20 protein-coding genes and 1 riboswitch are annotated in these 18,431 nt (G+C 70.5%); of the genes, 10 read left to right on the top strand and 10 right to left on the bottom strand.

Annotation, left to right across the window (positions count from 1 at the left end; genetic code table 11):
• Positions 1–470: 470 nt before the first annotated feature.
• On the top strand, positions 471–1,466 hold the full coding sequence (locus ACFVKT_RS33560) for a 2-hydroxyacid dehydrogenase (RefSeq protein WP_385738595.1): 996 nt from the start codon (positions 471–473) through the stop codon (positions 1,464–1,466).
• Here ACFVKT_RS33560 and ACFVKT_RS33555 read toward each other — a convergent pair.
• The 3 genes from ACFVKT_RS33555 to ACFVKT_RS33545 form a co-directional block, all read right to left on the bottom strand.
• Positions 1,418–3,319, bottom strand: a complete 1,902-nt coding sequence (locus ACFVKT_RS33555; RefSeq protein ID WP_385738593.1) for an anthranilate synthase family protein — start codon at positions 3,317–3,319, stop codon at positions 1,418–1,420. The genes ACFVKT_RS33560 and ACFVKT_RS33555 overlap by 49 nt on opposite strands.
• A 114-nt stretch (positions 3,320–3,433) precedes the next feature.
• Positions 3,434–3,490: a trp operon leader peptide gene (locus tag ACFVKT_RS33550; protein ID WP_078602827.1), complete on the bottom strand. Its 57-nt coding sequence runs from the start codon at positions 3,488–3,490 to the stop codon at positions 3,434–3,436.
• Positions 3,491–3,673: 183 nt separating this feature from the next.
• Positions 3,674–3,796: a hypothetical protein gene (locus ACFVKT_RS33545; RefSeq protein WP_385738591.1), complete on the bottom strand. Its 123-nt coding sequence runs from the start codon at positions 3,794–3,796 to the stop codon at positions 3,674–3,676.
• A gap of 30 nt (positions 3,797–3,826) precedes the next feature.
• Between ACFVKT_RS33545 and ACFVKT_RS33540 the strand changes: the two genes are divergently transcribed.
• From ACFVKT_RS33540 to ACFVKT_RS33530, 3 genes are all read left to right on the top strand, one after another.
• Complete coding sequence (locus ACFVKT_RS33540; protein ID WP_385738589.1) at positions 3,827–4,840, top strand: glycoside hydrolase domain-containing protein; 1,014 nt, start codon at positions 3,827–3,829, stop codon at positions 4,838–4,840.
• Between the two features lie 134 nt (positions 4,841–4,974).
• Positions 4,975–6,330, top strand: a complete 1,356-nt coding sequence (locus tag ACFVKT_RS33535) for a class II 3-deoxy-7-phosphoheptulonate synthase (protein WP_385738587.1) — start codon at positions 4,975–4,977, stop codon at positions 6,328–6,330.
• Positions 6,331–6,492: 162 nt separating this feature from the next.
• Positions 6,493–6,744 (top strand): bacterioferritin-associated ferredoxin, encoded by a 252-nt coding sequence (locus ACFVKT_RS33530; protein ID WP_385738585.1) that lies wholly within the window; start codon positions 6,493–6,495, stop codon positions 6,742–6,744.
• An 8-nt stretch (positions 6,745–6,752) separates the two neighbouring features.
• Here the strand turns inward: ACFVKT_RS33530 and bfr are convergent, their stop codons facing one another.
• Positions 6,753–7,232, bottom strand: coding sequence for a bacterioferritin (gene bfr, locus ACFVKT_RS33525; protein WP_384386692.1), 480 nt, complete (start codon positions 7,230–7,232; stop codon positions 6,753–6,755).
• A 161-nt stretch (positions 7,233–7,393) separates the two neighbouring features.
• On the opposite strand from bfr, the gene ACFVKT_RS33520 reads away from it, so the two are divergent.
• Positions 7,394–8,026 carry a sulfite oxidase-like oxidoreductase gene (locus tag ACFVKT_RS33520; protein ID WP_385738583.1) on the top strand — a complete coding sequence of 211 codons (633 nt, stop codon included), beginning with the start codon at positions 7,394–7,396 and terminating at the stop codon, positions 8,024–8,026.
• Between the two features lie 13 nt (positions 8,027–8,039).
• Here ACFVKT_RS33520 and ACFVKT_RS33515 read toward each other — a convergent pair whose 3' ends face one another.
• The 6 genes from ACFVKT_RS33515 to thiO all read right to left on the bottom strand — a co-directional run bounded on the left by ACFVKT_RS33515 (position 8,040) and on the right by thiO (position 13,995).
• Positions 8,040–8,582, bottom strand: a complete 543-nt coding sequence (locus tag ACFVKT_RS33515) for a DUF4396 domain-containing protein (protein WP_385738581.1) — start codon at positions 8,580–8,582, stop codon at positions 8,040–8,042.
• A gap of 70 nt (positions 8,583–8,652) precedes the next feature.
• Positions 8,653–9,519, bottom strand: coding sequence for a deoxyribonuclease IV (locus ACFVKT_RS33510; RefSeq protein WP_385738579.1), 867 nt, complete (start codon positions 9,517–9,519; stop codon positions 8,653–8,655).
• A gap of 72 nt (positions 9,520–9,591) precedes the next feature.
• Positions 9,592–11,541: a Stk1 family PASTA domain-containing Ser/Thr kinase gene (gene pknB, locus ACFVKT_RS33505; RefSeq protein WP_385738577.1), complete on the bottom strand. Its 1,950-nt coding sequence runs from the start codon at positions 11,539–11,541 to the stop codon at positions 9,592–9,594.
• Between the two features lie 259 nt (positions 11,542–11,800).
• A complete protein-coding gene (locus ACFVKT_RS33500) occupies positions 11,801–12,595 on the bottom strand; it encodes a thiazole synthase (protein ID WP_365427465.1) in 795 nt (264 codons plus the stop codon).
• Positions 12,596–12,598: 3 nt separating this feature from the next.
• The gene (gene thiS, locus ACFVKT_RS33495) at positions 12,599–12,811 is read right to left on the bottom strand and encodes a sulfur carrier protein ThiS (protein ID WP_385738575.1); all 213 of its coding nucleotides are present in this window, start codon (positions 12,809–12,811) and stop codon (positions 12,599–12,601) included.
• The gene (thiO, locus tag ACFVKT_RS33490) at positions 12,808–13,995 is read right to left on the bottom strand and encodes a glycine oxidase ThiO (RefSeq protein WP_385738573.1); all 1,188 of its coding nucleotides are present in this window, start codon (positions 13,993–13,995) and stop codon (positions 12,808–12,810) included. Before thiO ends, thiS begins: the two co-directional genes overlap by 4 nt.
• Positions 13,992–14,106: riboswitch (TPP riboswitch) on the bottom strand. Its footprint overlaps the gene before it by 4 nt.
• 52 nt (positions 14,107–14,158) lie before the next feature.
• Here thiO and ACFVKT_RS33485 point away from each other — a divergent pair.
• The 5 genes from ACFVKT_RS33485 to metF all read left to right on the top strand — a co-directional run bounded on the left by ACFVKT_RS33485 (position 14,159) and on the right by metF (position 18,375).
• Positions 14,159–14,557 carry a hypothetical protein gene (locus ACFVKT_RS33485; protein ID WP_385738571.1) on the top strand — a complete coding sequence of 133 codons (399 nt, stop codon included), beginning with the start codon at positions 14,159–14,161 and terminating at the stop codon, positions 14,555–14,557.
• A gap of 95 nt (positions 14,558–14,652) precedes the next feature.
• Positions 14,653–15,822, top strand: a complete 1,170-nt coding sequence (locus tag ACFVKT_RS33480) for an NAD(P)/FAD-dependent oxidoreductase (protein ID WP_385738731.1) — start codon at positions 14,653–14,655, stop codon at positions 15,820–15,822.
• Between the two features lie 265 nt (positions 15,823–16,087).
• A complete protein-coding gene (locus tag ACFVKT_RS33475) occupies positions 16,088–16,459 on the top strand; it encodes an Rv2175c family DNA-binding protein (RefSeq protein WP_365427474.1) in 372 nt (123 codons plus the stop codon).
• A gap of 91 nt (positions 16,460–16,550) precedes the next feature.
• Positions 16,551–17,219 (top strand): thiamine phosphate synthase, encoded by a 669-nt coding sequence (gene thiE / locus ACFVKT_RS33470; RefSeq protein WP_385738569.1) that lies wholly within the window; start codon positions 16,551–16,553, stop codon positions 17,217–17,219.
• A gap of 232 nt (positions 17,220–17,451) precedes the next feature.
• On the top strand, positions 17,452–18,375 hold the full coding sequence (metF, locus tag ACFVKT_RS33465; RefSeq protein WP_385738567.1) for a methylenetetrahydrofolate reductase [NAD(P)H]: 924 nt from the start codon (positions 17,452–17,454) through the stop codon (positions 18,373–18,375).
• The last annotated feature ends 56 nt before the right edge of the window (positions 18,376–18,431 follow it).

Raw genomic sequence — 18,431 nt, 5'->3', positions numbered from 1 at the left:
GCCCCGCACCCGGCACCCGTCGGCGTACCGGAGGGGGCGGGTGTCGGGTGAGCTGGGCAGCCCCGCACCCCGCACCCCGCACCCGTCGGCGTACCGGAGGGAGCGGGTGTTGGCTGAGCTGGGCAGCCCCCGCCCCCCCGCCCCCCCCGCCCCCCCGCCCCCCCCGCCCCCCCGGCGTACCGGAGGAGGCCGGGGAGGCTGAACAGGGCGGCGCCCTACTCCCGCACCCGCCAACGCACCGGAGGGGACGGGGCGGGGACGTCCGCCCGCAGCGGCTGGCGCGTCAACGCCGCCAAGTCGGTGAGCAGCCGATTCCGCGCCTGACCGAGGACGGATGCCCCCGCCCCGGCCCCGCCCCGAACACCACCGTGGGCGACGCCCCTCCCGGAAGCCGGAACCACGCACCGACCCCACCCGAGCCGTATATTCGCCGGTACCAGACAATGAAGGCAAACCCCCCGGAGGGCCCCGTGGAGATCCTGGCCTTCGGCGTCCAGTCCGACGAGAAGCCCCTGATCCAGCAGGCCTTCGCGGGACACCACGACGTCCGCTGCCTGGACGTCTTCCTGACCGAGGACACCGCTCCGCTCGCGGCCGGCCACGAGATCATCTCCACCAGCGTCAACTGCGGCCTCGGCCACCGAGTCCTGCAGACCCTCGCGGCCGGCGGCACGCAGATGATCGCCCAGCGCTCCACCGGCTTCAACAACATCGACCTCGACGTCGCCGAGCGCCTCGGCATCACCGCCGCCCGGGTCTCGTACTACTCGCCCCACTCGGTCGCCGAGTTCGCCTGGACCCTGGGCATGGCCGTCAACCGCCGTATCGTCCGAGCCGCCACCCGCACCCGCGACTTCGATTTCCGGCTCGACGGCCTGATGGGCCGGGACATGCACGGCCGCACGGCCGGAGTCATCGGCACCGGCAAGATCGGCGAGGCGTTCACCCGCATCGCCCACGGCTTCGGCATGAACCTGCTCGGCTGGGACGTCGCCGAGAACCCGGCCTGCCTGGACCTCGGCATGAAATACGTCCCCAAGGAACAGCTCTTCGCCGAGTCCGACCTGATCACCCTGCACGTCCCGCTCCTGCCGCAGACCCAGCGACTCATCGACGCCGCCGCCCTGCGGACGATGAAGGACGACGCGATCCTGGTGAACTCCAGCCGCGGCGGCCTGATCGACACCGCGGCCCTCGTCGACCAACTGCGCGAGGGCCGCTTCACTGGCGTCGGCCTCGACGTGTACGAGGCGGAAGCCGGGCTCTTCTTCCTCGACAAGTCCCTGGAGGCCGTCGAGGACGACACCCTGGCCCGCCTCGTCACCTTCCCGAACGTCCTGGTCACCTCGCACCAGGCGTACTACACGGTGGACGCCGTCGGCCAGATCATCGACACCACCCTGGGCAACGTCCTCGACTACACCGCGGGCCGCCGCTCGGAGAACGTGCTGGTCCCGCGCAGCTGACCCAGCAGCTCCCGTACGATCCCGGTGCCGCGCAGCGACAGCACCGACTCCGGGTGGAACTGCACACCCGCGAACCCCGGCCCGCGCAGCGCATGCACCTCACCGGTCCCGCTGCGGCTGACCTCGACACCATGAGCCGACAGCTCGGCCGCCGCCTCGTCGTCGCAGCGCGCCACGAAGCTGTTGTAGAAGCCGACGGTCTCCGTCCGCCCGAAGAGGCCGATCTCGGTCTGCGCGCCCTGGTAGGGCACCTCCTTGCGGACGGTCTCCAGCCCCAGCTCGGCCGCGATCAGCTCATGCCCCAGGCAGACCCCGAGCACACCATGGCCGTGGCTGCGCAGGACCGCGGCGGTCAGCTCACGCAGGAAACGCATCTTGGGGTCGTGCACATCGCCCGGATCACCCGGACCGGGACCCAGCACGACAGGCCCCTCGTGCCGTACGACCGCCTCCCGCAGCCCCGCCTCGTCGTACCGCCGCACCGTCACGTCAAGCCCCGACGACCGCAGCACATGCGCGAGCATCGCCGTGAACGTGTCCTCGCCGTCCACGACCAGCGCGTGCCCGTCCAGCGCGTCGGTCCGCTCCTGCATCCGCAGCCAGAACGGCGCGAGCGAGGCCCGTCGCCCGTCGAGCGCCGCCCGCACCCGCGGATCGTCGGCCAGCGTCGGCCGTACGCCCTCCACGCGCGGCCTGCCCTCCAGGACCCCCAGCGCCGAAAGCACCCCCGCCGCCTTCGCATGGGTCTCGGCGACCTCGCTCGCGGGCTCCGATCCCCGTACGAGGGTGGCGCCGACCGGCACCCGCAGCCGCCCGGCCGCGTCGATGTCGGCGGTCCGGATCAGGATGGGGGAGTCGAGAGTCTGGGCCCCGGCAGCACCCTCCCGCCCGCCGCCCGCATTCCGCCCGATGAGCGCCAGCGCGCCCGCGTAGTACCCCCGCCCCCCGACCTCGTGCCGCTCGATGACCCGGCACGCGTTCTGCACCGGTGACCCGGTCACGGTGGCGGCGAACATGGTCTCGCGCAGGACGTCTCTTACGTCCAACGACGAGCGGCCCCGCAACTCGTACTCCGTGTGCGCGAGATGGGCCATCTCCTTGAGCCGCGGCCCGATCACCACTCCGCCCATGTCACCGACGGTGCACATCATCTTGAGCTCCTCGTCGACGACCATCGAGAGCTCTTCGATCTCCTTGCCGTCGGCGAGGAAACCGAGCAGATCCTCGGGCGTCGGACCCCCGGCCGGGTAGCGGTACGTCCCGCTGATCGGGTTCATGACGACCGTCCCGCCCGACATCCGCACATGCACCTCGGGACTCGCCCCGACCAGCGTCCGCTCCCCGGTGTGCACGACGAACGTCCAGTACGCGCCCCGCTCGCCGACGAGCAGCCGCCGGAAGAGGGCCAGGGCGTCGGCCTTCCCGAACCCCGGGATCTCACCCTCGTACGTCCGCCGGATGACGAAGTTCGCGCCCTCGCCGCTCCCGATCTCCTCGTCCAGGACGCGCCCGACGATCCCGGCGTACTCCTCGTCGCCGACGTCGAAACCGCCTCGCTCGACCCGCACCTCGTGCGACGGAAGCTCCGTCAGGGCCCGCTCCAGCGGCAGTTCGTACGTCTCCTCGGGGATCAGCACCGTGAGCGGTGTGCCGTCGTCGCGGACGTCGAAGCCGCGCTCCCTGATCTGGCGGTAGGGGATCAGCGCGAGGCCCTCGTCGGGGAGGTCGGCGAGGCGGTCGTACGTACTGACCCGGCCGCGCAGGACCTCGACCACGTCGTGATCATGGCCGGGTGTGCGGCGGCGCAGCAGGGCGAACGGACGGGGGTCGTCCAGCAGATCGAGCAGGTTCATCGGTCCTGTTCCTTCTCGGAGAGGTCTGAGTGACTCAGATCAGCGAGGAACGGGCTCCGAAAACGCCGAAGGCCGCCCCTCGGGCGGCCTTCGCGAAGTCTTGAGTACGCGCAGTCAGCGGGCCGCCGGATGAGCGGTCCACCACCAGGTCTGGATCGAATGCGCGAACATGCGCCGCACCATACCCGACGTCGAGGGCCGGGCAACAGCGTGAACCGCGTGGACACCGGGTTCGGACCGCCCGGTCGGCGGCCATTGATGGGTTCACAGCCCGATCGAGGAACCCGATCGAGGAGCCCGACCTAGGAGAGAGTCATTCACGCAGTTCGTTCACCCCTGTCCCGCCGGAGCGGCTCACGCGCGCTCACGGTCCTCGCCGCCGCCGCGGTCCTTGCCGCCGGCTGGCCCGGCGCCGCCCTGTCGGCCACGCGCACGGCCGAATCCGACGACACCACCCAGGTCAGCTACCGGAGCCACGAGTTCACCGTCCCCGCCTCATGGGAGGTCGTGGACCTGGAGAAGAACCCGGACGCCTGTGTCCGCTTCGACCGCCACGCCGTGTACCTCGGCACGCCCGGAGGCCGGCAGGACTGTCCGGCGCGCCTGCGGGGACGTACCGAAGCGCTCCTCGTCCAGCCCGCCGGCTCCGCCGGGAGCGCAGTCACCGAGAACCGCACGGCCCGCACCTACCGGGCCACCGCCGACCGCATCGCCGTGACCGCCGCGTACGGCGACGACCGCGGCAGCATCCAGCGGATCCTGCGCAGCGCCGGTCTGCCCGTCGCGACCGCGCAGCCCGAACGGGCCGCGGCGGCGCCCGTCCCCGCGGACGCCACGTCCTTCCGGGGCGAGGGCTTCGACGCCTGCACCGCGCCGAGCCAGTCCGCGATGAACGCCTGGCGGGACGCGTCCGAGTACGGCGCCATCGGCATCTACATCGGCGGCCTCAACCGCGCCTGCGCCCAGCCGAATCTGACCGCCGCCTGGGTGCGCACGCAGTACGCCAACGGCTGGCGCTTCTTCCCGCTGTACGTCGGCCGGCAGCCCTCCTCCGATGGCGGCAGCTGCGGCGGTGGCTGCGCCTCGATCACCGACCCGGTGCCGCAGGGCACCGCTGCCGCCGACGACGCGGCCAAGCAGGCCGCCGCGCTGGGGCTCGGCAAGGGGTCGGTGATCTACAACGACCTTGAGCACTACGCCCCCGGCGGCACGGTGACCGCCCGGGTGCTGGCCTACATCGACGCCTACACCGAGCGCCTGCACCAGCTCGGCTACCGCTCGGGCGCCTACGGCAGCGTCTCCTCCCTGATCACCGACCTGGTGGCCAACGTCCAGAAGATCACCCCGCCCGACGTGATCCACTTCGCCCGCTGGAACTACGAGCCGACGACCACGGACTCGGCGATCCCCGCGACCCTGTGGCCCAAGCACCAGCGGATCCACCAGTACGCCGGCGACACGACCGAGACCCACGGCGGAGTGCGGATCAGCATCGACCGCAACCGTCTCGACGTCGACTAGCCGCTTCCCGCCTGCTCCGGGGGCCGTACGAACCCGTCGTACGGCCGCCCGGAGCGCGTCCCCGTCGGGTTCGACCTGTCTCAATTTGTGAGCAGGTGAGGGGAGGCTCGACACGACCCCGTAATGTTTACGAGGTGACCGTGAACGCTGAATCCCAAGCCATCGCCGCCAAGGCGAGCTGGCTAGACCTGCCCGCGGCGCAGCAGCCCGAGTACCCCGATGCCGAGGCTCTGCGCGATGTGATCGCGGACCTCCAGTCGTATCCGCCGCTCGTCTTCGCGGGCGAGTGCGACCAGCTGCGCGCCCGTCTGGCGGCCGTCGCGAAGGGCGACGCGTTCCTTCTGCAGGGCGGCGACTGCGCCGAGTCGTTCGACGCCGTGAGCGCCGACCACATTCGGGCCAAGCTCAAGACCCTGCTCCAGATGGGCGCCGTCCTCACCTACGCGGCCTCCGTGCCGGTCGTGAAGGTCGGCCGTATCGCGGGCCAGTACTCCAAGCCGCGCTCCAAGGGCACCGAGACCCGCGACGGCGTGACCCTGCCGACCTACCGCGGCGACTCGGTCAACGGCTTCGCCTTCGACGAGAAATCCCGCATCCCGGACCCCGAGCGACTGAAGCGGATGTACAACGCGTCCGCCTCCACGCTCAACCTGGTGCGCGCCTTCACCACCGGCGGTTACGCCGATCTGCGCCAGGTGCACGCCTGGAACCAGGACTTCGTGAAGTCGTCCCCCTCGGGCCAGCGCTACGAGCAGCTGGCGCGCGAGATCGACCAGGCGCTGAACTTCATGCACGCCTGCGGGGCCGACCCGGAGGAGTTCAAGACCGTCGAGTTCTACGCCTCCCACGAGGCGCTGCTCCTGGACTACGAGTCGGCGCTGACCAGGGTCGACTCGCGTACGGGCAACCTGTACGACGTGTCGGCCCACATGGTGTGGATCGGCGAGCGCACCCGTCAGCTCGACGGCGCCCACATCGAGTTCGCCTCGAAGATCCGCAACCCGATCGGCATCAAGCTGGGCCCGACGACGACGGCCGAGGACGCGCTTCAGTACATCGAGCGCCTCGACCCGGACCGCGAGCCGGGCCGTCTCACCTTCATCGTGCGGATGGGCGCGGACAAGGTCCGCGACAAGCTGCCCGAGCTGGTCGAGAAGGTCACCGCGTCCGGGGCGACCGTCGCCTGGATCACCGACCCGATGCACGGCAACACCTACGAGGCGGCCTCGGGCCACAAGACCCGCCGCTTCGACGACGTGCTCGACGAGGTCAAGGGCTTCTTCGAGGTCCACAAGGAGCTCGGCACCCACCCGGGCGGCATCCATGTCGAACTCACCGGTGACGATGTCACCGAGTGCGTGGGCGGCGGCGACGAGATCTTCGTCGACGATCTGCACCAGCGCTACGAGACGGCCTGCGACCCCCGTCTGAACCGCAGCCAGTCTCTTGACCTGGCCTTCCTCGTCGCGGAGATGTACCGCGACCAGTAGCGGACGGACAGTCGTTTCGGCTGTTACAGGAGCGTGAATTGGGGCGCGGATCACATACGATCCGCGCCCCACCCCACTTTTACGGTCTCCGCGAGACGGGTAAGGTTAGGTTAGCCTCACCGATCATCGGGATGGCAAGACCTAGGAATCCCCCGTCGGGAGGTGGACCGCGTGTATGTCTGCAACTGCTTCGGTGTCACCGAGGCGCAGGTGAAGAAGCACGCGGAGGACGGGGTCTGCACCCCTCGCCAGATAGCGTCGGCGAGCAAGGCGGGCACGGACTGTGGTTCGTGCGTCCGCCGCATTCAGGCCCTGCTGGGCCGGGGAGCGTGCCCGCGCCGCGAGCCGGCGGACGAGGGTCGGCCGGTCCTCTCGCAGGTCCCGGTGCCCACATCGCTGGACGAGGCGGCTTAGCGGGCCCGTCAGCTGTCCGGCTGCTCGATCTGCTGCGCGATGTACAGCGCCTCACCGAGCTTCTCGACCAGTTCGAGCTGCGTGTCCAGGTAGTCGATGTGGTGCTCCTCGTCCTCGAGGATGTCCTCGAAGATGTTCGCGGAGGTGATGTCGCCCTTCGCGCGCATCACCTCGATCCCCCGCTTGAGACGGTCGATCGCCTCGACCTCAACCTGCCGGTCCGCCTGGAACATCTCGGTGAGGGTCTGCCCCACCCGGACGTGGAAGAGCCGCTGGTAGTTCGGCAATCCGTCCAGCATGAGGATGCGCTCGGTGATCTTGTCCGCGTGCTTCATCTCATCGATGGACTCGGAACGCGTGTACTTGGCGAGCTTGGTCCAGCCGTTGTTGTCCTGGATGCGGTAGTGCAGCCAGTACTGGTTGATCGCCGTCAGCTCGCCGGTGAGCTGTTCGTTCAGAAACTCGAGGACCTCGGGGTCGCCCTGCATTGCAGAGGCTCCTTCCAGGCAGGCGGGGAACGGGGGCAGATTGCGCCGCATCCTCGCACCGGCAATCTCCGAACGTCCAGTAAGTGCACGCTTAGTAGGAGTTGCCGGAATCGCAGCCGGGCTGGTCAGGTGCATCGCCCGGGGTCTGTCAGGATGGAGTCATGGGTCAGCCGGTGGAGCGTGAATCTGGAGAAGCGGCGCAGTTCGAGCTTCCGCCGGGGCAGCGACTGCAGCGTGGCTGGCCTGTTACGCACTACGGTCCCGTACCCAAGTTCCGCCCCGAACGCTGGGAGTTCAGGGTCTTCGGCGCGACCGCCGACGGTGAGAAGCACTGCTGGAACCACGAGGAGTTCACTGCACTGCCGTACGCCTCCGTCATGGCCGATCTGCACTGCGTCACGAAGTTCAGCATGATCGGGGCCGAGTGGGGCGGCATTCCGGCCCGGACGATCCTGGAGATCGCCCCGCCGGCACCCACCGTCACGCATGTCATGGTCTGGGCCGAGTACGGGTTCAGTTCCAACCTCCGCCTCGCCGACTTCGCAGCCGACCGCACGATCTTCGCCACCCACAAGGACGGCGAACTCCTTACGGCGGAACACGGCTTCCCGCTCCGCCTCGTCGTGCCGCAGCTCTACGCCTGGAAGGGCCCCAAGTGGGTCCGCGGAGTGGAGTACATGACGGCGGACCGCCGCGGCTTCTGGGAGGAGCGCGGCTACCACAACGTCGGTGACCCATGGCGCGAGCAGCGCTACTCCTACCAGGAGGAGCCCGGGGACGGCCCCGAGCTCTGATCCCGACCGGCGTTCAGTGGTGGTAGCGGTGCACCACCGCGTGGCCCTTGCCGCGGCCGATCATCCACTTGTTGACCGGGGTGGTGATCACGAACGCGGCGGCGAGGGCGATGGCCAGCACCCACCAGAAAGCCGCGTCCACGAGCTCCGCGTCCATCGCGCCCGGCCACAGGACGATCACGCCGTTGTCGATCAGCTCCATCACGGCGATGGAGAGGGTGTCGGCGGCGAGCGCGACCCGGATCGCGGCCTTGAGACCGATGCCCGCCCTCAGTACGCCGCGCAGCGTGAGCAGGTAACCGAAGAAGAAGGCGAGCGCGATCGCCAGGATCAGCGTCGGTACGTTGCCCCAGCCCAGCGCGGTTCCGATCACCATGCCGAGGACTTCGCCGATGGCGCAGCCGGTGAGGCAGTGGAGGGTCGCCTGGGCGGCCATGGACCAGGTCGCCCCGCCGCCGAGGCCGTGCGTCTCGTGGCCGTGCGCCGCGTGACTGTGCGTCGTGTGAGCGGCCGGTTCGTGAGCGTGCGGTTCGTGGGCGTGTGCGTCGTGCCGCATGGGAAGCCCCCGGAGTCGAGTGGTGGTGCCTGTCGTCCAGCACCAACGGGATACCCCCAGGGGGTATTCCTTACTCGCGGAGCTTCTTCAGGCGCTCGATGTCCCCCGCGTGCCCCTCCCTGCCGCCCGGAGTCTCGATGATCAGGGGTACGCCCTCGGTGGCGGGGTGGGTCATCAGGGCCCGGAACGGATCCTCGCCGATATGGCCGGAGCCAATATTCTCGTGACGGTCCTTGTGGGCGCCGACCACATCTTTGGAGTCGTTGGCGTGGATCAGCTTGAGCCGTCCCTCGCCGACCGTGTCCACCAGCAGGTCCAGGGTCTGGTGCATCCCGCTCGGCCCGGTCAGATCGTGGCCCGCCGCATAGATATGGCAGGTGTCGAGACAGACACCCAGCTTCGGGTGGGCGTCGAGTGCCTCGAAGTACGGCCCGAAGTCCCAGGTACGGGAGCAGAGCGAGGCGCCCTGGCCGGCCGTCGACTCGAGCAGCAGATACGGATCATCGTCGTGGGTCAGCTCGTCGAGCAGCGGCAGCAGGTGTTCGCGCACCTGGGCGAGGGCCACGGAACGCTCCCTGCCCCCGGTGGCGCTCCCCGTGTGCACGACCACGCCCAGCGCGCCGATCTCCCGGCCCCTGCGCAGCGAGTGCCGCAGCGACTCCACGGACTTCTCGACCGTCGCCTCGGTGTGCGAGCCGAAGTTGATCAGATACGGGGCGTGGACGTACGCGGGGATCGACCCGGCGGCGCAGGCCGCGCGGAACTCCTCGTCCTGCCGGGGGTTGCCGACGGGCGTCGCCCAGCCGCGCGGGTTGGCGACGAAGACCTGAACTGTCTCGGCCTTGAGCTCTCGGGCGTAGCTCAGGCCGACGGAGTTGAGGCCGCCGGCCACGGGAACATGGCCGCCGACGGGGTTGCGGAGCTGCTTGCTGGTCACACCCGTCAGGGTGTCACGCGCCAGCGCCCGTTCCGTCGGCGGACCTCGTGCACGGGCCCGACGAGATGCGGCTCACGCGATCTCGATCGTGATCGTCGACCCCTTGGGCGCCGTATCGCCGCCGTCCACCGACTGGCTCTTCACCGTGTTCCCGAAGAGGTTGAGCAGTCCGCGGTCCTCGTCGACCTGGAACCCGGCGTCCTCCAGTGCCTGCTTCGCGTCGTCCACGCTGTCGCCCACGACGTCAGGCACCTCGACCAGCTCGGGACCCTTGGAGACCGTCAGCGTCACGGTGTCGCCCTCGGCCGCCTCGCTGCCCTCACCCGGGGACTGCTTGGCGACCAGTCCCTGGTCGAACTCCGAATTGACCTGCTCGGAGGCGATCTTCACCTTCAGACCCGCCCCCTCCAGCTCCGCGGTGGCGTCCTCGACGGACGCTCCCGTGACGTCGGCCACCTCGACCGGGCTGCCCTTGCTGACCTTGATCGCGATGGCGGAGCCCGCGCGGCGCTCGGTGCCGGCTGCCGGGTCCGTGCTGATCACGGAGCCGCTCGGAACATCGTCGCTGAACTCCCGGGTGACCAGGCCCGCCGCCAGACCGCCGTCCTTCAGCGTGGCCTTCGCGCTGTCCAGCGCCGCGCCCTGGACGTCCGGCACCTTCACCGTCTCGGGGCCGTCGGAGATCGTCAGGTCCACGGAGTCGTTGTCCCGGATCCGGGCGCCGACCTCCGGGTCGCTGCTGATGACGGTGCCGCGCTCCACGGTGTCGCTGAACGCGTGCTTGACCTCACCGGCGTCGAGCCCGGCGTCCGCCAGCCGGTCCTTGGCCTGCTCCTCGGTGACCGCGAGGACCGCCGGGACCTTGGTGAACTGGCCCGAGTTGATGTACCAGACGCCCCCGCCGAGGCCGAGCACCAGAAGGACCGCGGTGACGATCGCGATCATTCCGCGCCGGGGGCGGCCAGGGGCACGCCGTGACGGCGGCGCCCCCTCGGACGCGAACTGGCTGGTCCGCTCGAACCGGCTGGTCGGGTTGAGTACGGCGGCATCCTCCTGGTATTCGTTCACCGGCAGAGGGCGCTGCACGGACAGCGAGCGTGGGATCACGCTCGTACGGTCCTCGGCGTTGTGGTGCCCCATGCCGAGGGCCTGCGGCGGTACGGCGTCGAGCTGCTCGGCGCTGAGCCCGGCCCGCGCCTCCAGCACCTGACCGAGCAGCGCCACCGCGTCGTACGGGCGGACCTCGGGGTTGCGGGCGGTCGCCGAGGTGACCAGCTCGTCGAGCTGGTACGCCAGCCCCGGTACGGCGGCCGACGGCGGCGGTACGTCCGCGTGGAGGTGCTGGTAGAAGACCTGGGCGGGGGAGTCCCCGGCGTGCGGCTTGCCGCCGGTCAGCATCTCGTAGAGGACGATTCCGCACGCGTACACGTCGACGCGGGCGTCGGCGGTGCCGTGCTCGATCTGCTCGGGGGCGAGATACGAGACCGTGCCGAGGACCGCGCCCGTCGTGTTGGTGACGGTGTCCACGGCCCGTACGAGCCCGAAGTCCGCCACCTTGACCCGGCCGTCGTCCCCTATGAGGACGTTCTCCGGCTTCATGTCGCGGTGCACGAAACCGGCGCGGTGAGCCGCGCCGAGCGCGGCGAGCACCGGCTCCAGGATGTCGAGCGCGGCCCTCGGCTGGAGGGCCCCGCGCTCGCGCAGGACGTCGCGCAGGGTGCACCCTGCGACGTACTCCATGGCCAGATAGACGTACGACCCGTGCGCCCCCTGGTCGAAGACCTGCACCACATTGGGGTGCGCGAGCCGGGCCACTGACTTGGCCTCGCGGATGAACCGCTCGACGAACGAGCCGTCCGCCGCCAGGGCCGGGTGCATCACCTTGAGGGCGAGCACACGGTCGAGGCGGGTGTCCAGGGCCCGGTAGACCGTGGCCATCCCGCCGACCGCGATCCGCGCGTCCACGCGATAGCGGCCGTCGAGCAGCTGCCCGACAAGCGGGTCCTGAAGGGTCGTATCCACGCAGGTGAGTCTACGAGCCACCACTGTCACCCCCACCCGTTCAGCCGATACCGGGTCTGGACTGAAGCCGACCTGTGACGCACACCGCACGTCCACGAGGGCACGCGGCAGCCGCCGAGGGCGGGGTGTCGCACAGCCCGCGAGACACCGGCGGCCGCCGACGGAGGGGACCCCCACGGGAGAACGCACACCTTCCAACGGGGTGGAAACGGGCGGTGCGCGGGCGGGGAAGTCCTGAAGCAGCAACCACGGACGGCAGTCAGAAGGCAGGCCGCTCCGGATCCAGCCGAGCGAGCCCCTCCGCAGGGGAAGACGCCTCGGCGAAGTGCCGCCGAGGAATCCGCCCCGCCCGGTAGGCGAGCCGCCCCGCCTCCACCGCATGCCGCATGCCCTCGGCCATGAGCACGGGCTCCTTGGCCCGGGTCACGGCGGAGGCGAGCATCACCCCCGCACACCCCAGCTCCATCGCGAGCGCGGCATCGGACGCCGTACCGGCCCCCGCGTCCAGAATCACCGGCACGCGCGCGTGCTCCACGATCAGCTGGAAGTTGTGCGGGTTCCGGATCCCGAGCCCGGACCCGATCGGCGACCCCAGTGGCATGATCGCGGCGCACCCGACGTCTTCGAGTTTCCGCGCGAGCACAGGGTCGTCGTTCGTGTACGGCAGCACGGTGAACCCGTCGTCCACCAGCGTCTCCGCCGCGTCGAGCAGCTCGATCGGATCGGGCAGCAGCGTGCGCTCGTCGGCGATGACCTCCAGCTTGATCACGTCGGTGCCCAGCGCCTCGCGCGCGAGGCGGGCGGTCAGTACGGCCTCGCCCGCGGTGAAGCAGCCCGCCGTGTTCGGCAGCACCCGGATGCCGAGCCGGTCGAGGACGGACAGCACCGAACCGTGCACGTAAGCGTTTACGCGCCGCATCGCGACCGTCGTCAGCTCCGTGCCGGAGGCGACGAGCGAGCGCTCCAGGACATCGAGGCTGGGCGCACCCCCCGTACCCATGATCAGACGGGACGAGAAGGACGTACCACCGAGGACGAAGGGATCGTCGGCCATGGGTCAGCCTCCTTGGACGGCGGTGAGGACTTCGACGCGGTCTCCCTCGGAGAGGGAGGTGGAGGACCACTGTCCGCGCGGGACGACGGTTTCGTTGAGCGCGGCGGCGACTCCGGACGGGGCCGGGGTGAGCGCCGCGACGAGGGTGTCGAGAGCGGTGCCGGCGGCGATCCGCTGCCGCTCTCCGTTGACGAAGACGCTGACGAGGATGCTCATGCGGGCTGCTCCGTGCGGGCCGGGCTGAAGCGCTTGGGGGAGAAGGGGCGTGCGACGTCCGGGAGTTCACCGGTGGTCAGGACGTGCGCCATCGCGTCACCGGTGACGGGGGTCAGCAGGACGCCGTTGCGGTAGTGCCCGGTCGCCAGGAGGAGCCCGTCGAGCTCGGTCGGACCGAGCAGCGGCGCGTTGTCGGGCGAGGCGGGGCGCAGTCCGGCGCGCGTCTCGGTGAGCGGCAGCTCGGTGATCCCGGGGACCAGCTCATGGGCGTCGCGCAGCAGCTCGTACACGCCGCCCGCGGTCACCGTCGTGTCCCAGCCCAGCTCCTCGCTGGTCGCGCCGACGACGAGCTCGCCGTTCTCGCGCGGCACCAGGTAGACGTGGCTGCCGCGGACGACGGCACGCACGGTGCGGCTGAGGAAGGGCGCGTACGGCCGGGGCACGGTCAGCCGCAGCACCTGCCCCTTCACGGGGCGCACGGGTGGCAGCACGGCCTCGGGAACGCCCGCGAGGCGTCCGCTGAGGCTGCCCGCGGCGAGGACCAGCTGCCCGGCCGACAGCTTGGTGCCGTCCGCGGTGACGACTCCCTGGGCCCGGTTCCGTACCACGCCCAGGCGCTCGGCCCACGTCCGGCGGAACACCACTCCGGCCCGCTCGCACGCCGTGACCAGGGCCTTCGCGAGCCGGCGCGGATCGACCTGGTGGTCGCCGTCGACCCGCAGCCCGCCCCGCACGCCGGGCGCGAGCATCGGCTCCAGGCGGCGGCACTCACGGCCGCTGAGCCACTCCGAGTCGAGCCCCGACTGACGTTGCAGGGTGTGCAGTTCGCGAAGGTGGGCGCGGTCGTCGGCGTCCAGTGCGACGGCCAGGGTGCCGCAGCGGCGGTAGCCGAGGTCCTGCCCCGTCGCCTCGGTGAGCTCGGCGACGAAGTCCGGGTAGCGGTGCGCGGAGTCGAGGTTGAGGCTCAGCAGGGTCTGCTCGCCGTAGTGCAGCTCTGTGACGGCGGCGAGCATGCCGGCCGCGACCTGCGCGGCACCGCCGCCGGGCTCCGGGTCCACCACCGTGGTCGTCAGCCCGCGCTGCGCGGCCCGCCAGGCCGTCACCAGCCCGATGATTCCGCCCCCGATGACCAGGACATCTGTGGTGCCTGAAGTGTGGGATGTGTCTGATGGCGTACGCGACATGGGCGTCCAGCTCCTCCCTTCGCCGGCATGACCCGGATCAGGTTCGTACGGTCGGAGGCCGTTCCAGCCTCCCTCTCAGCCCGGTGCGTCCGGACTCCCGCGAGTGCTTTACGTTGGCCAGCCTAGCTCGCTGCCGTATGTCTCAGTAAGGGAGCCTCCGTCCATGGCCCGTTCGCTCGACGGTCTCGTCCTGTCCCCGGTCGCCGACCAGGCGCCGGGTCAGGTGGGTACCCGCACCCGTTTCACGTACCACGAGCAGGACGGCGAGATCTGGGCCGAGTACGCGGGCGGCGACGTCGTACGCGGCCATCTCCTGGGTACCCGCGAGGGTGACCGCCTCGACTTCCGGTACGTACAGCTGAAGCGCGACGGCAGCACCTCCTCGGGGCACTGCGTGTCCCGCGTGACGGAGCTGCCCGACGGGCGCGTGCGCCTGGAGGAGACCTGGGAGTGGGAGTCACAGCGGGGCAGCGGGACCAGCGTCGTGGAGGAGGTCGCGCCGGGTGACGCGGAGCAGGTCAGGACGGGCGGTGTGGAGCAGGTCACTGAGCACGCCACCTGACTGACGAATTGTCAGCTGTCTATGGTGATCAGGTGACCGAGAAGACGCAGGTTCAGGAGCGGACGGTACGGCAGGTCGTCGTCGTGGGCGCGGGCATGGCGGGCGTACAGACCGCGGTCGCCCTGCGGGAACAGGGCTTCACCGGCGGCGTGACGCTGATCGGGGCGGAGCCGCACCAGCCGTACGACCGGCCACCGCTGTCCAAGGCCGTACTGCTCGGCAAGGCCGAGGGCTCCGCCTTCGACCTCGACTTCGAGGCACTGGGCATCGACCTGCGGCTCGGGCGCGAGGCGCTCGGCGTACGCCCCGGGGACCACGAACTGGACACGGCCGCGGGGCCGGTGCCGTACGACGCCCTGGTCATCGCGACGGGCGCGGAACCGATCCGGCTGCCGGGCGCGGAGGGCGTGCCCGGGGTTCATCTGCTGCGCACCCTGGACGACGCCGAACGGCTGCGTCCCGTGCTCGCCCAGCAGCACGACATCGTGGTGGTGGGGGCGGGCTGGATCGGCGCCGAGTTCGCCACCGCGGCGCGTGAGGCGGGGTGCGTGGTGACCGTCATCGAGGCGGCCGACCGGCCGCTCGCCGGGGCGCTGCCCGCCGAGGTGGCCGCCCCGATGGCCGCCTGGTACGCGGACAGCGGGGCCACATTGCGCACCCACGCGCGCGTGGAGCGCGTCGAGCCCGGCGCGGTGGTGCTGGACGACGGCTCCCGGGTGCCCGCGGGCGCCGTGGTCGTCGGCATCGGAGCGCGCCCCGCCACCGCCTGGCTCAGCGGCTCCGGCATCGAGCTCGGCGCCCACCGCGAGGTCGTGGCCGACGACCATCTGCGCACCTCGGTGCCGGACGTCTACGCGGTCGGCGACTGCGCCTCCTTCCCTTCGGGAAGGTACGAGGACCGCCTTCTGGTCCACCACTGGGACAACGCCCTCCAGGGCCCGCGCACGGTGGCGGCGAACATCATCGGCGAGTCCCCAATGGCGTACGACCCCGTCCCGTACTTCTGGTCCGAGCAGTTCGGCCGCTTCGTCCAGTACGTCGGCCACCACGCCCCCGCGGACACCACCGTCTGGCGCGGTGACCCGTCCGGCGCCGCCTGGACGGTCTGCTGGCTGCACGACGGCCGCCTGGTCGCCCTCCTCGCGGTCGGCCGGCCGAGGGACCTGGCCCAGGGCCGGAAACTCATCGAGGCGGGCACTCCGATGGACCCGGAGCTGCTGTCGGACCCTTCGCGGCCGCTGAAGACGGCGACGCTGACGCCTTAGGCGGGGCTGGTTCGCCGTGGGCGGAACCGGCGCCGGGAACCGCTGCCTGGCGGGCGGTCCGCCGTGCGGTGACCTGGTCGTGACGGGCGGTCCGGCCATGCGGTGACCGGGTTCTGACGGGCGATCCCGCCGCGCGGTGACCCGGTTCTGACAGGCGGTCCGGCCGTGCGGTGACCCGGTCCTGGCGGGCGGTCCGGCCGTGCCATGACCCGATCCTGACGGGACTCGGCTACCGAGTGTCAGTCCGGGATGGCAGGCTTGTCCTGTGACCGAGATTGACGCAAAGATCGATGCTCTCGTCCCCGCCTGGCTCACCCTCCCCGACATCGCCGAGCAGTTCGGTGTCGAGGTGACGCGCGTCCGGCAGTTGGTCAGGGAGGGCCAGCTGATCGCCGTACGCCGTGGTGAGAACCGCGCACTGCACGTCCCCGCCGCTTTCATCGACGGGGCCGAGCAGAAGGTCGTCAAGGGCCTGACAGGCACCCTGACGCTCCTGCGGGACGACGGTTTCTCCGACGAAGAGATGCTCGAGTGGCTCTTCACCCCCGACCCGAGCCTGCCCGGCACCCCCGCACAGGCTCTCAGCGAGAATCGCGGCACGGAGGTGAAGCGCCGCGCCCAGGCGCTCGCCGTCTGACCGAGACAAGACTGTCCGACGTTCGGACCACGGCGGCCATGGACCACCCCGGCCGCCGTGGTCCCCACGCACCGACCACGGGGGTACACGCATGCCCGACAATGCCGCCACCGCACGCACACAGCTCGCCGACGCCCGTGTCTACCTGTGCACGGACGCCCGCAGGAGCCAGGGCGACCTCGCCGATTTCCTGGACGCGGTCCTGGACGGCGGTGTCGACATCGTGCAGCTGCGCGACAAGGGCATGGAGGCCGCCGAGGAGCTGGAGCACCTCCAGGTCTTCGCGGACGCCTGCGCCCGCCACGGCAAGCTGCTCGCGGTCAACGACCGGGCGGATGTGGCCCACGCGGCCGGCGCCGACGTGCTGCACCTGGGCCAGGGCGACCTCCCGGTTCCCGCCGCCCGCGCCATCCTCGGCGACGAGGTCCTGATAGGCCGCTCCACACATGCCGAGTCCGAGGCCGCGGCGGCCGCCGTCCAGGAGGGCGTGGACTACTTCTGCACCGGCCCCTGCTGGCCGACCCCCACCAAGCCCGGCCGCCACGCACCCGGCCTGGACCTGGTCCGGTACACGGCCTCGCTGGGCACCGACCGCCCCTGGTTCGCCATCGGAGGCATCGACCTCGGCAACCTCGACGAGGTGCTGGAGGCGGGGGCCCGCCGCGCCGTCGTGGTGCGGGCGATCACGGAGGCGGACGACCCGGGAGCGGCGGCGGCGGAGTTCGCGAAGCGGCTGCGCGGCGTACAGCTCTCCGCGTAGCGGCGTACAGCTCTCCGAGTAACCGTCCGACGGGCTTTCCTGGTGTCCGTCCGACGGTCTTTCCGAGTAGCTGTGCGAGGTGCTGCCTGGACTGCCTGGGCTGTCTGAAGCGCTGTCCGATTGGCCGAATAGTTGTCCGGGCCCTGTCCGAGGAGTGGACAAGAATTCGACAAACCGGACAATTCTCGGCTGTGCGGTTGGGGGACCCGATCCCCCTGACTAACCTGCGGGTATGGCCCTCGGATCTGCTTCCACCAGGACTGACCACGCACGAACCGTGCGCGACATGCTCGCGACCGGCAACAAGACGTACTCCTTCGAGTTCTCCGCGCCGAAGACCCCCAAGGGCGAGCGGAACCTGTGGAACGCGCTGCGCCGGGTGGAAGCGGTCGCACCCGACTTCGTGTCAGTGACCTACGGAGCCGGCGGATCCACCCGTGCGGGCACGGTCAGGGAGACCCAGCAGATCGTCGCCGACACGACGCTCACCCCGGTCGCCCACCTCACCGCGGTCAACCACTCCATCGCGGAGCTGCGCAACATCATCGGCCAGTACGCGGACGCCGGGATCCGCAACATCCTCGCCGTGCGCGGCGACCCGCCCGGTGACCCCATGGGTGACTGGGTGCCGCACCCCCAGGGCCTGACCTATGCGGCCGATCTCGTCCGTCTCATCAAGGAGTCGGGCGACTTCTGCGTCGGTGTCGCGGCCTTCCCCGAGATGCACCCGCGCTCCGAGGCCTGGGACCTGGACACCGGTCACTTCGTCGACAAGTGCCGCGCCGGCGCCGACTACGCGATCACGCAGATGTTCTTCCACCCCGAGTCGTATCTCCGCCTGCGCGATCGCGTCGCCGCGGCCGGCTGCGCGACTCCGGTGATTCCTGAGGTCATGCCGGTGACGAGTGTGAAGATGCTGGAGAGGCTTCCGAAGCTCAGCAACGCGTCGTTCCCGGACGATCTGAAAGAGCGGATCCTCACAGCCAAAGATGATGCGGCGGCTGTACGCTCCATTGGCATCGAGTTCGCGACGGAGTTCTGCGCGAGGCTGCTGGCCGAGGGAGTCCCCGGACTGCACTTCATCACGCTCAACAACTCCACGGCAACGCTGGAAATCTACGACAATCTGGGTCTGCACCACCCACAGCAGGCCTAGACCGGTCGCACCCACGTACGACACACTGCGTAGCGGCCACTGGGAGAGGGGCGTAC

The organism is Streptomyces sp. NPDC127595 (assembly GCF_042671685.1).
In the GTDB taxonomy this organism is placed as follows: Bacteria; Actinomycetota; Actinomycetes; order Streptomycetales; family Streptomycetaceae; genus Streptomyces.
The sequence above is the reverse complement of the archived record's forward strand: the minus strand, read 5'-3'. Positions and strand labels throughout refer to the sequence as shown.

Bases quoted from the DNA above. Each gene is read 5' to 3' on its own strand.
- ACFVKT_RS33555 (WP_385738593.1), bottom strand. From the start codon at position 3,319: ATGAACCTGCTCGATCTGCTGGACGACCCCCGTCCGTTCGCCCTGCTG.
- bfr (WP_384386692.1), bottom strand. From the start codon at position 7,232: ATGCAGGGCGACCCCGAGGTCCTCGAGTTTCTGAACGAACAGCTCACC.
- ACFVKT_RS33520 (WP_385738583.1), top strand. From the start codon at position 7,394: ATGGGTCAGCCGGTGGAGCGTGAATCTGGAGAAGCGGCGCAGTTCGAG.
- ACFVKT_RS33515 (WP_385738581.1), bottom strand. From the start codon at position 8,582: ATGCGGCACGACGCACACGCCCACGAACCGCACGCTCACGAACCGGCC.
- ACFVKT_RS33500 (WP_365427465.1), bottom strand. From the start codon at position 12,595: ATGGCCGACGATCCCTTCGTCCTCGGTGGTACGTCCTTCTCGTCCCGT.
- thiS (WP_385738575.1), bottom strand. From the start codon at position 12,811: ATGAGCATCCTCGTCAGCGTCTTCGTCAACGGAGAGCGGCAGCGGATC.
- thiO (WP_385738573.1), bottom strand. From the start codon at position 13,995: ATGTCGCGTACGCCATCAGACACATCCCACACTTCAGGCACCACAGAT.
- ACFVKT_RS33485 (WP_385738571.1), top strand. From the start codon at position 14,159: ATGGCCCGTTCGCTCGACGGTCTCGTCCTGTCCCCGGTCGCCGACCAG.
- ACFVKT_RS33480 (WP_385738731.1), top strand. From the start codon at position 14,653: ATGGCGGGCGTACAGACCGCGGTCGCCCTGCGGGAACAGGGCTTCACC.
- thiE (WP_385738569.1), top strand. From the start codon at position 16,551: ATGCCCGACAATGCCGCCACCGCACGCACACAGCTCGCCGACGCCCGT.
- metF (WP_385738567.1), top strand. From the start codon at position 17,452: ATGGCCCTCGGATCTGCTTCCACCAGGACTGACCACGCACGAACCGTG.